Here is a 17,136-nt window from a genome sequence, read left to right as displayed (position 1 = left end):
TGTCCCCGTATTATCGGGAGACATGCTTTTTCAGGCTGCTTCAAAAGTTACTTCTCTTCTTTTTCGCCTTGTTCAGCTAATACAGCTTTACGCGATAAGTTGACTCGACCGCGATTATCGATTTCTGTTACTTTAACATCCAGTTTGTCTCCAACAGAAATGACGTCAGAAACATTTTTGATATACTTGTCTGACAATTCAGATACGTGGACTAAGCCGTCTGTTCCTTTAATGATTTCAACGAAAGCACCAAAGTTCTCGATACGTTTGACCGTACCAGAATACACTTTGCCGACTTCGACTTCTTCTGTCAATTCCTCAATGATCGTAATGGCACGTTTGATCGCTTCGGCATCCTGACCGTAGATCGAGACGTTCCCTTCTTCATCGATGTCGATTTTAACACCCGTTTCATCGATGATACCATTGATGGTTTCTCCACCTTTGCCAATGACGACTTTGATTTGAGAAGGCTTGATCTTGATCGATTCGATCTTAGGCGCATACTGGCTTAGCTCAGAACGCGGTGCGTCGATAGTGGCTTCCAGGTTATCAAGGATCTCAAGTCTGGCTTTTTTGGCTTGAACCAATGCTTCTTCAAGGATCTCTTTCGTGATCCCTTCGATTTTGATGTCCATCTGCAGAGCAGTGATCCCTTGACGGGTACCAGCCACTTTAAAGTCCATGTCGCCTAAGTGGTCCTCCAGTCCCTGAATGTCGGTCAAGACAGTATAATTGTCTCCCTCCATCACAAGTCCCATAGCAATACCACCAACAGGGGCTTTGATCGGTACACCTGCATCCATCAGAGCCAGCGTACCTGCACAGATACTTGCCTGAGAAGACGACCCATTGGATTCAAGTACTTCTGCAACCAGACGGATAGTGTACGGGAAGTCTTCTTCACTTGGGATGATCGGAAGCAGGGCACGTTCGCCTAAAGCACCGTGACCGATTTCTCGACGACCCGGACCTCTGACTGGTCCGGTTTCTCCGACAGAGTAGTTCGGGAAGTTATAGTGATGCATGAAATGTTTGCTGTCTTCGCTGCTCAAGCCGTCGATGTGCTGATGTTCCGTCAGCGGTGCAAGCGTTGCAACAGACAATGCCTGTGTCTGACCTCGGGTAAAGAGACCTGAACCATGAACACGCGGCAGTATCGTTACTTCAGAATCAAGCGGTCTGATTTCATCCACTTTACGGCCGTCCGGACGTGTGTTTTCTTCAGTGATCAAACGACGCACTTCATCTTTTTCCATGCCATTGATGATCGTTTTAACATCTTTGATGACCGCTTCATAATCTGGGGCATCCATATATTCGCTTTCGTACTTCTCTACGATTTCATTTTTAAGCGCTTCTGTTTTTTCCGCACGTTCCTGCTTATCAAACGTCTGAATCGCTTCTTTCATCTTGTCATTATATTCATTGACGATTTCATTTTTTAATTCCTGATCGGGAAGCAGTAAAGTAACGTCCATCTTCTCTTTTCCTGCAGCTTCAACGACTTCTTCCTGAAAGGCAACCAGTTTTTTGATTGCTTCATGTCCGAACAGCAAAGCTTCCAGCATGTCTTCTTCAGCTACCTGGTCCGCACCACTTTCAACCATGTTGATGGCATCTCTTGTTCCGGCAACAGTAAGCTGGATATCCGACTCTGTCATTTGCTCTTCTGACGGGTTGATAATGAATTCGCCATCGATACGTCCGACATTCACGCCTGCAATAGGACCATTGAAGGGGATATTAGATACACATAATGCCAGTGATGAACCGAACATAGCTGTCATTTCAGGAGAATTATCCGGGTCGACAGACAGGACGGTATTCATGACCTGCACTTCGTTACGGAAACCCTCGGCGAACATTGGACGGATCGGTCTGTCGATCAGACGCGCAGTCAATGTGGCATTCTCAGATGGTCTTCCCTCACGTTTAATGAATCCACCAGGTATCTTTCCGACAGAATACATTTTTTCTTCGTAATTCACCATCAGCGGGAAGAACGGGAGGGTGCTGGCTTTCTTGCTCGCTACTGCAGCAGTTAAAACCACAGTGTCTTCATAGCGGACAAGAACGGCCCCATTGGCCTGTTTTGCCATCTGGCCGATTTCAACAGTTAACTTTCGTCCACCGATCTCAGTGGTGAAAACTTTTTTTTCAGTCATTCATTTCTCTCCTTCATTTTGACAGGAAGCCGTACCTACTAAACAAACGTCATATTTCTGACGATTCAGACTCATCACGTTTGGTTAGTAGTATGACAGGCAACCTGATCTTTTTTATAAATAAAGCGAGATTCCAAAGAATCCCGCTCTGTATTTATCATAAATATTAAACATGACTTCGCTTATATGAATAAGCAGCCCTGCTTAAGATATAAATTAACGACGTAAACCAAGTCTTTGGATCAATTCACGGTAACGCGTGATGTCTTTGTTACGTAAATAAGCCAACAGGTTACGACGGTGACCAATTTTTTTCATTAGTCCACGCATTGAATGAAAATCTTTTTTGTGTGTTTTTGCATGTTCATTCAATTCATTAATTTCAGCAGTTAAAACTGCGATCTGTACCTCCGGAGAACCAGTGTCTCCTTCGTGACGGGCATATTCATTAATGATTTCTGTTTTTCTTTCTTTTGAAACTGCCATTTTTTCCACCTCTTTCCATAATATGAATCCTGTTACTGAGTAAGCGCTGGTGATGCGGCAAACCAAGTAACGGTCTGTGCGTCAGCACACTCTAAAGAGTACACTAGTATCGATGAAAAATCAAGGGATTATACCTTTAAAACTTAGAAGAAGCTACAGTTTATTTCATATATTTCGTTTTCAGCTCCATGACGACATCCCTTAAATCAGCTGCCTTCTCAAAGTTCAGATCCTTGGCTGCCTCTTTCATCTCAAGTTCGATCGTTTCAATGAGTTCCATTCTTTCTCTTCTGGACAAGTTTTTGATCGTTTCTTCTGACAGATCTTTTTCCTCTTCATCCACAGCCGTCGTGATCTTGATAAGGTCCCTGACTTCTTTCTTGATCGTCGTCGGCGTAATGCCATGCTTTTCATTATATTCTTCCTGAATGGCACGCCGTCTTTCTGTCTCGTCAATCGCATTGCGCATGGAATCGGTTATGTGGTCAGCGTACATGATGACCTTTCCGTTCTCGTTACGGGCCGCACGTCCTATAGTCTGTATCAGTGCGCGAGAACTTCTAAGGAACCCCTCTTTGTCTGCATCCAGGATGGTGACTAGAGACACTTCAGGCACGTCCAGTCCTTCCCGCAGCAGATTGATCCCGATCAGTACATCGAACTTCCCTACTCTTAGATCACGGATGATCTGAGTCCGTTCGAGCGTCTTGACATCACTATGCAGATACTGGACCTTTATCCCCACTTCTTTCAAATAATCGGTCAAGTCTTCTGACATCTTTTTGGTCAGGGTCGTGATGAACACCCGCTCGTTCTTCTCGATACGCTTGTTTATTTCTTCAATGATATCATCGATCTGTCCCTTGATCGGTCTGACTTCAACGATTGGATCCAAGAGGCCTGTCGGACGGATGATCTGTTCAACGACCTGGCTCGAGCGGCTTATTTCGTATTCGGCCGGCGTAGCTGAAACGTAAGTGATCTGAGGGACTCGTTCTTCAAATTCTTCCAGTCGCAGCGGGCGGTTATCCAGGGCGCTCGGCAGTCGGAATCCATGGTCGATAAGCTGCTGTTTTCTGGCTCTATCTCCATTATACATCCCTCGTATCTGCGGCATCGTCATATGGGACTCGTCGATGATGAAAAGCGAGTCTTTCGGAAAGAAGTCCAGCAGTGTGTATGGTGCCTCCCCTGGTTTACGCCCATCGAGATGTCTGGAATAGTTTTCGATCCCGGAACAGTAACCCATTTCCATCAGCATTTCAATATCATAATTGGTGCGCTGTTCAAGCCGCTGGGCTTCCAGCAGTTTATTTTCTTTATGCAGCTCTTCCAGTCTGCCCTTTAATTCAGCCTGGATCGATTCAATAGCCGATCGGGTCTGTTCATCATTTGAAACGAAGTGGGTCGCCGGGAAAATCGCGGCATGAGCAAGGTCTGCTTTGACTTCTCCTGTCAAAACATCCACTTCTCTGATCCTGTCGATTTCATCTCCAAAAAACTCGACACGTATCGCTTCGCTCTCTCTTGATGCCAAGAATATTTCGACGATATCGCCACGCACTCTAAATCGTCCGCGCTGAAAGTCGATATCATTCCGTTCGAACTGCATATCCACCAGTCGACGCAATAAGTCTTCTCTGCTGATTTCCATTCCTGATCGCAGAGAAAGAACGTGTTCCTCATAATCTTTCGGGTTAACTAACCCATAGATACACGAAACAGAAGACACCACGATGACGTCCCGTCTTTCAAGCAGAGAGCTGGTGGCAGAATGACGCAGCTTGTCTATCTCATCATTGATACTGGCGTCTTTCTCAATAAAGGTGTCTGTTGAAGGAACATAAGCTTCGGGTTGATAGTAGTCATAATAACTGACGAAATATTCCACCGCATTGTCGGGGAAAAATTCTTTGAATTCGGTATACAACTGTCCGGCCAGCGTCTTGTTGTGAGCCATCACAAGCGTTGGTTTATTGACCTGCTGGATAACATTGGACATTGTAAAAGTCTTGCCTGTTCCTGTGGCTCCAAGAAGTACCTGTTCTTTCTGATCATCCTTGATGCCCTGTACAAGCTGTCTGATTGCTTCGGGCTGGTCGCCGCTTGGTTTATATAGCGATTTTAAATTAAACCCCTGCTCAGCCATTCTAACACTCCTTAGTAAACTAGTCGCTATCATTTTATCATAAAAAAAGTATTCCCGAAGACTTTTCGTCTCATGAGAATACTTTCAATACTTATTTAGCTAATTTTTTGCTTAAACGTGATTTGTCGCGTGCCGCTTTGTTTTCGTGAATCAAGCCTTTTGTTGCAGCTTTATCGATTGCTTTAACAGCATCTTCATATAATTCTTTTGCATTGTCAGCATCGTTATTAACAGCACTCAAGAATTTTTTCTTAGCTGATCTCATTGATGTGACTTGGCTTTGATTATTTTCTCTTTTTTTCACATCTTGTCTCTGACGCTTAATCGTTTGATCCATGTTTGGCATTGTAAAACACTCCTTATTTAGTAAACATATAGTTGGAATTAAATGGTTACTGTCATTAAACAGTACTATCTAGACCATGTGAGTTGATTAGTTCAACATTCTCCATTTTACATCACATGGCTTATTTTTTCAATGAAAACTTTTTCTCATTTCAGGTTTACTCTGTCATTGTGGAAAATTTCCATATAAAGAGTTCGATCTGCATCTCTGGATCCACTTTCCCACTTTTGATCTCGTAATCTGCACTGATCAGATACCGATGCGCTTGCGACAGGGTCGTCTGTTTGAATCTTTTCTCAGTCTGCAGCGCCAGCTTGACACGATAAGGGTGGATCTTCAGGATTCCTGCAATATCCGCCTGCTGATAACCCTTTGTTCTCAGAATCTTTACCTGAAGAAGTAACCTGAACTGACTGATCATCAAGGCCAGGATCTTAATGGGATCTTCCTTCTGATGCAAAAGATCCTGATAAAGCTCTATGGACTGTTTGATGTTCTTCCTCAATACCCTTTCATTCAACTCAAAGATATTCTGCTCCAGCGATTTCGATACCAGTTTGTCGATCGACTCCATGCTGATTTCCTTATCTTCTATATGATATACCATCAGCTTGTCCAGTTCGTTTTTAGCTTTTGACAAATTTCTATCAGTTAACTGCATCAGTCGCTCCAAAGATTCTCTGGACATATGGTATCCGCTTTTTTCGCAGTAATTTTTTAAATAATCAGCTGTATCCTTGTCAGATGCCGGAGTCACATCGATGACTTCGGCAGATTTTAACAGGGATTTAGTCACTTTCTTTCGTTTATCCAGCTTATCATATGGCGCAATGAAGACAAGTATGGAGAAGTCCGACGGATCCTTCAAGTAGTTCTCCACCAGTGACGGCGTGTGTTTAACAGCCGACGAAACTTTCTTCCCTGTAAATATATAACTTGAATGGATGAAGATGAGCTTCTGCCCCCCAAAAAAAGGAAAACTTTCGGCCTCATATATCACATCATCTATACTGGTTTCGTTGAGGTCAAAATGCATAATATTCATGTCGTCTTCCTGACCGGACCGGATCGTATCGGTTAAAGAAGTTGTCACTTCTTCTATCAGCATCCTTTCTGTACCTGTAACAGCGTATACAGGTTTCAGCTGACCTTTTTTAATTTTATCGATCTGTTTCAATACTGTTTTCATCTCATTCTCCTCATTGTCCTCTTTTATGTTCAAAAGAAAACAGATAACTGTTCATATTTGTAATGGGGTACTCGTCAGTGAATCTATATCTTACTGCTCCATCCATATCCGTCCGATGTATGCGGATATTCCTGTCAGTAAGCTTTTCAACTACACTAGTATGCGGATGCCCGTATCGGTTTGTTTTACCTGCGGATATCCAAGCTGTATCTGGTCTAAGCTGATTTAATAAGGCATCATGCGTGGACGTCTGACTTCCATGATGGGCCACTTTCAAAACATCTACAGTCATATTTGGATATTTTTCCAGCAGGACTTTTTCGCCTTCAGTCTCCAAGTCGCCCGTTAAGAGCCACGTTTTCCTGCCGATCAAACCATATAAAACCAAAGAACTGTCATTTTTTGAAGTCCCTGCCACTTCTTCATTAGACAAGACCGAGAATGTGTTTTCAGGAAGATAGGCGCCGCTTCCCTCAACTGCTTTTTTTATTGCAGCACCATATTTGGTGATAGAAGGAAGCAGACGCTGAAAGTTTTCCTCCAGGAAGGTAGCCTTAGCGGACACCACTTGTTCTGTGTGCATTTGACTGATAATATCCATCATCGCGCCATAATGGTCTATATCCGGATGAGTAATGATAATGGACTCCAGTTTATGTACTCCTTCTGATTTTAGCACAGGAAGGATGATGTTTTCACCCACATTAAACATTTTTTCCCTTTTTTGCCATTCTTCGATCGGAAACTCTGCTTGTCCTCCGGTATCAATGAGATAATTCCCTCGCCCCCAAGGTTCTTTTATCAAGATAGCTTCACCCTGACCCACATCGATCATTAATACCTGTCCTGCAGGGGAAAACCTGACAGAGAGTATACACATGATTATACCGATGACTGGAAAAGCAAGAAATCGTTTTTGCTTTTTTCTTTCGATCATTATTAGTAAGACTATAATGAATAAAGCCAGCAGAAAATAGGCTGGCTGTGAGAGTCTTCCCGTAATGAAAGTAAAAGTCAGTTCCGATGTAGCCTGACTGACAATATTTTCCAAGGCGGCTATCAGCCTATCCAGTATAAATAAAATAGATTCAAATATAATTGAACGGGGAATCAAAAATGAGAGCAATAGACTGACTACAAGCAGCGGCAATAGCAGACTACCCACTAAAGGAATGAATAAACTGTTCAAAACCAGAACACCCCAGGAAAATTCGTAGAAATGATAAGTTAATACTGGTATGGAAGAGATAAGCAGAAGCAGATTCATGACGATGTACCTCTGCATTTTAGCCAAGTGTTTAAAGAAAGACTGATGTGTCAGTATGATGATAATAAAACTTATGAGATAGCTTAGTTGAAAACCGATCATATACAGACTGTACGGCTGAATAAAAAGAGTCAGGATCAGCATCATTGACCAGCTGTCTAATGCCGTCACTGTCAGATTGAGTTTATCACCTAACAGTTTTATCCATGCCTGACCTACAGCTCTGAAGACGCTCACGCCGAAACCTGTCGCTATGCCATAAAACGGCAGGATCATTAAAAGACTTGAATCTGTGTCCTCTTTGGTTACTTTCATGCTCAAAAGCGTATAGCGTATCATATCAATCAGGAAAACGACATGCAGCCCAGAAATACTCAGCAGATGAACGATCCCTAATTCTTTAAAGGAATCCATTATGTCATTAGAGAATGAGCGTTTATCTGCAAACAGGAGGGTCTTGGTATAAGCGCTCGTCTTCGGTGTCAGTGTACGGTCAAGATGCGATAGTATGACTTGTCTGAACGAATCGAATACATACACATTTCTCGGCTCTTTCTGATCGTTTTCTCGTATAAAAAGCTCAGAAGCTCTTAGTATACTAAAAATATTTTTACTTTTCAGGTACGTCTGGTAGTTAAACTGGTTAAAGTTTGAAGGTTCCTCAGCTACCGACAGAACCCCTTTGATGACGGCATTATGAGGAATCGACGCAGCTAGTCTCTTTTTTTCACGTTCGCTCTTAATGTAATAGGTCACTCTGACTTTTTCCCGAACGCTGTCCTGCCGGATCAGGCCTTCAAATTCTAATTTATCTCCGTCAACTTTCCAGGTGGTTTCTTTAACGGCCACATTTATCCATTCATTTTCAGACAATGTTAAGGAAACTCCTGTCGGATAGAAGTAAGTGAATCTCAGACCGAACAATAGAGTTACTAAAATCGAGACGATCAGAAGGAGACGGTTCTTTTGACTGAGCACTCTCTGCCAGAGAAAAGCCGATACTACAAACACCGGCAGTGTATATCCATTACTTAGGCCTGCTGCAACAGGTAATAGAGACAGAGCAATAAAAATCAGTTTTCCTGTAAACATCTAGATGACTTGTTACTTATACTGTTATTTTTGAATACCTGAATTTTTCTACTGCTCATTTTTCCGCTGTTCATAGTTTAAGCCACCAGTCTTATCAAAATATCAAAATCATGCCATTTAATTGGCTTTTATCTCTTCCTTGATTCGTTCGAACGTTTTATCTCCTATTCCTGTCACATTCTTCAGTTCTTCTACTGACTTGAATGGACCGTTCGTCTCTCTATATTTTATAATATCAGCCGCTCTGCTTGGACCAATGCCATCTAACTGAAGCAGCTCTGTTTCATCTGCTGAATTGAGGTCGATAACGGTCTCTTTGGATAGATTCCTTTCAATAATATCGGATAATTGCGTGGTATCCTCGCCCGTTTCCGGTATATAGATATACATCTCATCTTCCAGCAACTGCGCAAAATTAATCCCCTTCGAATCAGCATCTTCTGTCAGACCTCCTGCAGCCTCTACTGCATCGATAACTCGTTGGTCTGAATCGAGAGAAAAAACTCCCGGATACTTAACAGCACCTTTAACGTCAACGACTACAGTCAAAATTCCTCCTTCCTGTGAATTTTCCTCCTGATGCAGAAGTTTGGCATCATCCCCTCCTTCCTCATCCTCAGTCGTTTGAGAAGGATCGTCGATCAATGTCTCCAATGTGACAGTATCTTCCATATTCTCCCCTTCATCAGGGTCTCTTGACATACCGAAATAACCAATGAAAAAAATCCCCATAACGAGAATCCCTATACTTATTTCCTTCAAATATCTGATCTGGTCCATTTTTTCCAATCCCTCCTCCAACTCCTCACCTATTATATTGTCCAAAGAAATAAAAACTCACTAAACAATTTTCTCCATTTTATATTTTTACAGAGTGATTGACTGATTGCTTAGGAATACTATATCTATTTGATCTCTAGACATTGCATACAGCGGTAAACTGAGCGAAGTAGATTTTCGAACTAACTGTCACAGCGATTATATCGACATATACTGATTATATTTTCTGCGAAGTAATTAATGCGAGGCCTATATCGGCAAGCCAGGAGCTAAATCCCGTGGACTACCCCATCTAAAGACTGCGTACTTCATAAGCATATCAGGCTGTTGTTGAGTTAAATAAACACCGATACAAATACTTCAGCTTGATTACTTGCACAAAAAGGATTGTAAAACAAAAGGAAGAAGCAGGATCAAATTATCCCTGCTTCTTCCTTTTGTTTAATCAATATTATTCAGATAATCAATAGCATCGCTGATATGGTCAACGGGGACGATTTGCATATCTGTATTGATGTCTTCCGCCGCTTCAAGTGCTGTTTCATAATTCGACTGCAGGTCAGGGAAGTCTTCCAGTATCTGACTGTCTATTTCATCTTCAGGAGCAAAGAAAATTTCCGCACCTTCTTCATGAGCAGCTACGACTTTCTTATCAACACCACCGATGCGGCCAACGTCACCATTTTCAGCAATGGTGCCTGTCCCAGCAACAACCAGATCACTGTCAAAATCCTCAACAAGCATTTTATACACCTGCAGCGAAAACATGAGTCCAGCTGATGGTCCACCGATATTTCCGGCATCTATTGAAACCTCTGGAGAAGTCGTGACAGAAGATTGCGTCACGAGTGTTATGCCGATTCCAGGATTTCCAGTTTCCTCAATAAGAATCAGATCCCCGCTGACTTCGCTTGTCTCTCCGTCGCTGACAACTGTGAGAGTCATCTGATCCCCCACCGACTGCCGGCTCACTTTGTTTATAAATTCGTCTGTATTTTCAAAAGATTCACCATTGATTTCAGAAATACTGTCTCCCATCTCCAGCTTTCCATAGAAGTTGGATTCAGGAGACACCGACATGACGTAAACCCCTTCATACTCTATTTCATAAGGCAGATCAGCGGCATTGAATGCCGCTGCTTTAGCTGTGTCAATGGAATAATCCATGTAATACTGCTGCAGCATCCGATAGTCATCATAATTTTCGTAACTTCCAAGTAAATCGGCTTCACTCACCACGGAATGATAAGGTAAAAACTGAAATAATGCTGAGAATGGAGTGGCCCTAAAGACCTCAATAGTGGTGAGCATATACTCGCTCTCTGAATCATCCGTTTGCCCATTCACCTCAACTTTATCGTTGATAACTACAGCACTGCCCGGCCGTTCGATAAAGTATGGAACAGGCAGAAAAAACAACAGATAAACCGCCAGCCCCAACAGTAACGTTTTTAATACTAAGCTTTTCTTGTTCACTCCTCTTTACCCGCCTTTGCCATAACTTTTTTCAATTGTTTCGCTACACCGCCGGGAACGAGATGCTGCACATCTCCCTCATAATAAGCGATCTCTTTCACCATAGTTGAACTGATGGACTGATATTTTGGGTCAGAAATAAGACAAACTGTTTCAACTCCTTGATCCTGCAGTGAGTTAAGGTCAGCTATGTCACGCTCATACTCAAAATCTTTCACTGAACGGATCCCCCGAATAAGAAGTCTGGCATTTTTTTCTCTTGCCAGTTTAACAGTCAGTCCATCGTGGGCAATGACCCGGCAGTTTTCAATCTTTCTGTCCTGCAAACTCTCTCTAACCATTGAGAGTCTTTCTTCTTCAGAGAACAAATAATTTTTTGCCGTACTTGCGCTCACTACGACAATCAACTCGTCCACTAATCGTGCAGCTCTTTCAAGTATATTTAGATGTCCATAAGTCAATGGATCAAAACTTCCTACATATAGTGCTCTTTTCATGCATTCGTCACCTTCTCATAGAGAGAAAGTCGTGTCGTTCCATACGTTTTATCTTTTATGAAGCTTAGTGACGGATCATCGATAGTGAGTGACACATCTTTGTCTGTTTCACACACTATAATGGCCTGATCATTCAACAACTGATAATCAACGAGCTTCTTCACTATCTGTTCCAGTTCTTGACTGCCATACGGAGGGTCGAGAAGGACAAGATCGAACGTCACATCCAGCTGCCTTAAACTCTCCAGAGCTTGAGTATCTTTTTTCTTCCAGATAATAAATTTATCCGGCTCTTTTGTTACAGCAATATTCTCGTTGATCGTCTTGATCGCCTGATGGTTATGATCAACAAGATAAGCTTTGTTTATTCCTCTTGAAACAGCTTCTATTCCAAGCGCCCCACTCCCGGCATACAGGTCTAAAGCCCTGCCACCATCGAAGTACGGGCCGATCATATGGAATAAGGACTCTTTGACTTTATCCGTTGTAGGACGGGTATTTTGACCGGGAACAGCTTTAAGTCTTCTGCCACCGTATTCTCCTGAAATAATTCTCATGCACGATCATCCTTCACCATTATTTATACATACTGTTCATCATGTTATCTTTCTCATCTGTTTTTGACAAGGCTGCGACTTCATCCAGGATGCCGTCAAATGTATTAGGGATGTCACAGCGATAAGACTCTTCAACTTTTCTGACAAAGTGCTGCTTGGCGATCGTGCCGGCGATCGAATCCATATCCTTGCGGTCCACATAAATGATCGCATAATTCATATTTTTAGAAACGTAGTGGACCAGACCGTAACGTTTTAATTTATTGACATATTTTGTTGTATATAGCCAGACGACTAATCCGGCTCTGGAGCTTTTTTCCTGTTCCAAATACTTCACCTTCTTCTGTTTTTTTCATTATAACAAAAAAGTCCCTCTACACGAGAGGGACTTTTAAAGTGCTTAAATCTTTTTAGTTGGAATTAAAAGCGTCTGTGTATAAATCATTTAAATGTTTTTCTAAAGAACTCAACATCAAATGGCCTTCTTCTTCATCCATCATGCCCATAGCGATTGCAAACTCAACCTTTTTTGAGAAACCAAACATTTGAGTGTCAATGACTTCTTCAAAAGCCGGGCAAGATACACATAGATGCTGCTGATTTTCAATCAAAGAAGCTATTTTTTTAGCATCTTCATTTAAAACGTCTTTAGCAAGAGCGATCTGTAATTGATCCATAAGCATATCCTTCCTCAAACTATTCCCATAGCTTTCTTTTTACAAGTATATCATAACTGTACTGAATTGGAAATATAAAAGAAATGAGTTACGATTCTGTCCAAACTTAAGAATTTAAAGTGAACGTTTTGCTGCTTTCTCACGTTCATTTTTATTTAAAATTTTCTTTCTTAATCGAATAGACTCAGGTGTTACTTCACAATATTCATCCTCAGCCAGGAACTCCAGTGATTCTTCAAGTGTCATGATACGCGGACGCTTGATTACGTTAGTCTGATCTTTATTCGCTGAACGGACATTGGTTTTCTGCTTTTCTTTAGTCACGTTCACTGCAATATCATTATCTCTGTTATGCTGACCCACGATCATTCCTTCATAGACCTCTGTACCAGGCTCTACAAAGATAACGCCCCGATCTTCAAGATTCATGATGCTATAAGTTGTAGCTACACCATTTTCCATAGATACCAAAGCACCATGACGACGTTCACCTGTTTTTCCTTGGATCAACGGCAGGTATTGATCAAACGTATGGTTCATGATTCCATAGCCACGTGTTAAAGATAAGAATTCATTGGTGAAACCGATCAAACCACGAGCAGGAGCAAGGAAGATCAGACGAACTTGGCCGTTACCAGTATGGATCATATCCTGCATTTCGCCTTTTCGCTGACTCAAGTTCTCAATGATCGAGCCCATATATTCTTCAGGCGTATCGATTTGAACACGTTCAAACGGTTCACATTTGACACCGTCTATCTCTTTGATGATAACTTCCGGTTTAGATACCTGTAGCTCATAGCCCTCACGACGCAAGTTTTCGATCAGGATAGATAGGTGAAGTTCACCTCGTCCAGATACGATCCAGGCATCAGGAGACTCAGTCTGTTCTACGCGCAGCGATACATCGGTCTGCAGCTGCATCATCAGACGTTCTTCGATCTTTCTTGATGTGACCCATTTACCTTCTCGACCTGCAAAAGGTGAGTTGTTGACCAGGAAAGTCATCTGTAAAGTTGGCTCATCGATATGCAGGATAGGTAACGGATCTACATGGTCAGCCGGTGTAACCGTTTCTCCAACGAAGATGTCTTCAAATCCTGAAACAGCGATCAGATCGCCTGCTTTGGCTTCCTGTATCTCTACACGATCCAGTCCAAAGAAACCAAAAAGCTTAGTGACACGGAAATTCTTAGTGGAGCCGTCCAATTTACTTAATGTAACATTGTCTCCTACCTTGATCTTCCCTCTAAATACTCGGCCGATACCGATTCTTCCAACGTAATCATTGTAATCCAGCAAGGATACTTGGAATTGTAAAGGTTCATCACTGTTATCCACTGGAGCAGGAACTTCTTTCAAAATACTTTCGAAAACAGGTTCCATCGTGTCCTGCTGATCTGCAAGCTCATCAGAAAGACTGCTCGTTCCGTTAATAGCTGAAGCATAGATGACCGGGAATTCCAGCTGATCTTCATCAGCGTCTAATTCAATAAGCAGATCAACGACTTCGTCAACCACTTCTGCCGGTCTGGCTGTATCTTTATCGATTTTATTGACAACCACGATCGGTCTCAATTTCATTTCAAGTGCTTTTTTCAAAACAAAACGTGTTTGAGGCATGGTTCCTTCGTAGGCATCTACGACAAGAATGACACCGTCCACCATTTTCATGATACGTTCAACTTCACCACCGAAGTCTGCGTGTCCTGGTGTATCCAGGATGTTGATGTTGTGGTCCTTATATCTAACAGCTGTGTTCTTAGCCAAGATCGTAATGCCACGTTCTTTTTCCAAATCGTTAGAGTCCATGGCTCTCTCACCTAATTCGCCGTGAGCATCCAATGTGTCAGACTGCTTCAGTAACTCATCGACCAGCGTCGTTTTACCATGGTCAACGTGAGCTATAATTGCAATATTTCTTATATCATCTCTTCTGTTCATTTTATTCCTCCAAATTCATTACCTTAGAATCTAATTTATCTGTTGTCGTTTTCATAGAGCTTTCTTTTCTATTCATTATAAAAAGCACTTATTCTTGATAGATTCATACTCAAGAATAAATGCTCCCCAAATATCCTATATTGTTGCCCCAAATATTATACCAGTAAAGCAAACCAAATTACAAGCTATTACTGCATTATTAATTTATAAGCCGCATTATTTCTTCGTGAGCTTTTGGAGCAGCAAAAACAATATTATTATTCTTCAGTAAATCTAAGGGTTCATTATTAAATTGAGTAGCTTTCAAACCAAGTTCTTCCATAAATAAAATACCGGGAGCAACATCCCAGGGCTTTAGGTTGGTAGCGATATACGCGGCAATACTGCCTTTCGCCACTTCAACTGTTTCGAGTCCCGCGGAACCAACGAGTCTTAAGCCTAAACTCTTTCTGGCTATTTTTCTGACTTTATCATACTTATCTTCTATCATTATACTTGAGTTGGTAGCTAACATGCCGTCACATAAAGAAACATCCTTAGGTTTAGACATTTGTTGTCCGTTGCAACTGACTCCTTCACCTTTGATTGCTGAGTACAACTTATTCAGTGTGATGTCATAAATGTAACTCTGTACCGGGACCCCGTCTTCGAAGATAGCCAACATCAAGGCAAAGTTTTCGTTCTGCAGAACAAAATTTAAAGTACCGTCAATAGGATCAACAAACCACACGGTACCACTCATGTCTTTAATGGAATCGCCGAAGCCTTCTTCTCCTACGATCCGGTCTTTCGGATAAGCCGTACGGATTCTTTTAACCAGCTCTTTCTCTACCCACTTGTCCATGTTCGTTACTAGATCATTGGCTGCGGTCTTCTGTTCGATGTCCAGCTGAGCATCTTTTTCCTGAACGATCACACGACTTATTTCCTCGATCCATTTTGTGACAGTTCTATCTCTGTGCATTATATTCTCCGGCATAACTATTCCTCATTTCACACGTCTTTATTTTAAGTTTAAATGAGTGGACTGAAAATTGCAAAAACAAAGAGATTCCAGGCATCAAGCCTGGAATCTCTTGTATTTTCAATCATTCATTTATTACATGTGGATAGGCAGGCCTAAAGCTGCTTCAGCCGCATCCATGACGACTTCACCTAACGAAGGATGTCCGTGGATCGTTAAAGCGATATCTTCAGCATTCATGCCACTTTCGATAGCTAAACCAAGTTCAGCTATGAGATCTGATGCACTGATCCCCGCTACTTGAGCGCCAACAATAACATTGTCTTCTTTCGTTGTTACTAAACGCACGAAACCTTCAGTAGCATTAAGAGATAATGCACGACCGTTACCACCCAGAGGGAATTTAGTGATTTTAATATCCAGACCTTTTTCTTTTGCTTCACTTTCAGTGTATCCCACAGAAGCGATTTCCGGATCTGTAAAGGCTACAGCAGGCAGTGCGCGATAATCCACCGCTACTTTTTTACCAGAAATAGCTTCAGCAGCGATTTTCGCTTCATAACTTGCTTTGTGTGCTAAAGCAGGTCCTGGAACGACGTCCCCGATAGCATAGATACTGTCCACACTTGTTCGACCTTGTTCATTGACTTCGATCAAGCCGCGGTCACTGACTTTGACACCCGCTTGCTCAAGACCTAGTTCATCAGTATTTGGTTTACGTCCGACAGTAACTAAGACATAATCCACATCCAGAGTTTTTTCTTCTCCATTTGCTTCATATTTAACTGAGACACCATTATCTGTAACAGTTGACTCTTTAGCCATTGCTTCAGTTATGATTTCGACACCGCGTTTTTTGAAGTTTCTCTCTACAAGCTTGACCATGTCCTTATCGAAACCGTTCAAGATTGAAGGAAGTCCTTCTAAAATAGTGACTTCAGTACCTAAATTAGCATAGACACCGGCTAACTCAGAACCGATGTACCCGCCACCTACGATGGCCATTTTCTTAGGAATTTCAGTTAAGTTCAATGCACCGGTAGAGTCTAAAACACGGTCACTGAATTTGAATCCTGGAATCTCGATCGGACGGCTTCCTGTTGCAATGATCGCATTGTTGAATGAATATGTTTGAGCACTGTCTTCACCCATCACGCGCATAGTGTTCTCGTCATTAAAGAATGCCTCGCCACGTAAGATTTCTACTTTATTCTTCTTCAGCAGACCTTCAACACCTTTAGTCAGTTTATCAACGACTTGTGTTTGTTTCCACTCTTGCGTTTTTGAAAAATCGATTTTTACATTTTCAGATGTTACTCCAAAAGTCTCTGAGTTAAGTGAGTCCTGATACTTATGACCAGCAGAAATCAATGCCTTAGAAGGAATGCATCCAACATTCAAACATACGCCACCTATAAATTCTTTTTCCACAATAGCGACTTTCTGTCCCATTTGGGCGGCACGAATAGCTGCCACATACCCACCGGGTCCAGCACCAACAACGACTGTATCTAATTCAATTGCGAAATCTCCTACTACCATTT

15 protein-coding genes are annotated in these 17,136 nt (G+C 42.0%); all 15 read right to left on the bottom strand.

Annotated features, from left to right (window positions below; genetic code table 11):
- Window positions 1-47 precede the first annotated feature (47 nt).
- Window positions 48-2,168: a polyribonucleotide nucleotidyltransferase gene (pnp, locus tag BM049_RS00910; protein ID WP_091527910.1), complete on the bottom strand. Its 2,121-nt coding sequence runs from the start codon at window positions 2,166-2,168 to the stop codon at window positions 48-50.
- Window positions 2,169-2,384: 216 nt separating this feature from the next.
- A complete protein-coding gene (rpsO, locus tag BM049_RS00905) occupies window positions 2,385-2,654 on the bottom strand; it encodes a 30S ribosomal protein S15 (RefSeq protein ID WP_091527908.1) in 270 nt (89 codons plus the stop codon).
- 160 nt (window positions 2,655-2,814) lie between these two features.
- Window positions 2,815-4,803 (bottom strand): excinuclease ABC subunit UvrB, encoded by a 1,989-nt coding sequence (uvrB, locus tag BM049_RS00900; RefSeq protein WP_091527907.1) that lies wholly within the window; start codon window positions 4,801-4,803, stop codon window positions 2,815-2,817.
- A 91-nt stretch (window positions 4,804-4,894) separates the two neighbouring features.
- Entirely contained in the window at window positions 4,895-5,149 is a 255-nt protein-coding gene (rpsT, locus tag BM049_RS00895) for a 30S ribosomal protein S20 (RefSeq protein ID WP_091527905.1), read from the bottom strand.
- 157 nt (window positions 5,150-5,306) lie between these two features.
- A complete protein-coding gene (holA, locus tag BM049_RS00890; RefSeq protein ID WP_091527904.1) occupies window positions 5,307-6,338 on the bottom strand; it encodes a DNA polymerase III subunit delta in 1,032 nt (343 codons plus the stop codon).
- A 10-nt stretch (window positions 6,339-6,348) separates the two neighbouring features.
- The gene (locus BM049_RS00885) at window positions 6,349-8,697 is read right to left on the bottom strand and encodes a DNA internalization-related competence protein ComEC/Rec2 (RefSeq protein WP_091527902.1); all 2,349 of its coding nucleotides are present in this window, start codon (window positions 8,695-8,697) and stop codon (window positions 6,349-6,351) included.
- 117 nt (window positions 8,698-8,814) lie between these two features.
- A complete protein-coding gene (locus BM049_RS00880) occupies window positions 8,815-9,477 on the bottom strand; it encodes a helix-hairpin-helix domain-containing protein (RefSeq protein WP_091527901.1) in 663 nt (220 codons plus the stop codon).
- Between the two features lie 441 nt (window positions 9,478-9,918).
- Window positions 9,919-10,953, bottom strand: a complete 1,035-nt coding sequence (locus BM049_RS00875) for a SepM family pheromone-processing serine protease (RefSeq protein ID WP_091527899.1) — start codon at window positions 10,951-10,953, stop codon at window positions 9,919-9,921.
- On the bottom strand, window positions 10,950-11,450 hold the full coding sequence (coaD, locus tag BM049_RS00870) for a pantetheine-phosphate adenylyltransferase (RefSeq protein ID WP_091527898.1): 501 nt from the start codon (window positions 11,448-11,450) through the stop codon (window positions 10,950-10,952). Before coaD ends, BM049_RS00875 begins: the two co-directional genes overlap by 4 nt.
- Complete coding sequence (gene rsmD, locus BM049_RS00865) at window positions 11,447-12,007, bottom strand: 16S rRNA (guanine(966)-N(2))-methyltransferase RsmD (RefSeq protein WP_091527896.1); 561 nt, start codon at window positions 12,005-12,007, stop codon at window positions 11,447-11,449. The genes coaD and rsmD overlap by 4 nt, the downstream gene beginning before the upstream one ends.
- A 19-nt stretch (window positions 12,008-12,026) precedes the next feature.
- Complete coding sequence (locus BM049_RS00860; RefSeq protein ID WP_177188542.1) at window positions 12,027-12,335, bottom strand: YlbG family protein; 309 nt, start codon at window positions 12,333-12,335, stop codon at window positions 12,027-12,029.
- Between the two features lie 82 nt (window positions 12,336-12,417).
- Window positions 12,418-12,684 (bottom strand): DUF1507 family protein, encoded by a 267-nt coding sequence (locus BM049_RS00855; protein WP_091527893.1) that lies wholly within the window; start codon window positions 12,682-12,684, stop codon window positions 12,418-12,420.
- A gap of 114 nt (window positions 12,685-12,798) precedes the next feature.
- The gene (gene typA, locus BM049_RS00850) at window positions 12,799-14,628 is read right to left on the bottom strand and encodes a translational GTPase TypA (RefSeq protein WP_091527891.1); all 1,830 of its coding nucleotides are present in this window, start codon (window positions 14,626-14,628) and stop codon (window positions 12,799-12,801) included.
- A 199-nt stretch (window positions 14,629-14,827) separates the two neighbouring features.
- Complete coding sequence (locus BM049_RS00845; protein ID WP_091527890.1) at window positions 14,828-15,607, bottom strand: inositol monophosphatase family protein; 780 nt, start codon at window positions 15,605-15,607, stop codon at window positions 14,828-14,830.
- A gap of 120 nt (window positions 15,608-15,727) precedes the next feature.
- The gene (gene lpdA, locus BM049_RS00840) at window positions 15,728-17,134 is read right to left on the bottom strand and encodes a dihydrolipoyl dehydrogenase (RefSeq protein ID WP_091527888.1); all 1,407 of its coding nucleotides are present in this window, start codon (window positions 17,132-17,134) and stop codon (window positions 15,728-15,730) included.
- Window positions 17,135-17,136 lie beyond the last annotated feature (2 nt).

The organism is Alkalibacterium subtropicum (assembly GCF_900112455.1).
GTDB classification, from domain to species: Bacteria; Bacillota; Bacilli; order Lactobacillales; family Carnobacteriaceae_A; genus Alkalibacterium; species Alkalibacterium subtropicum.
Note: the sequence above shows the minus strand (reverse complement) of the source record. Positions and strands in the feature narration are given on the sequence as shown.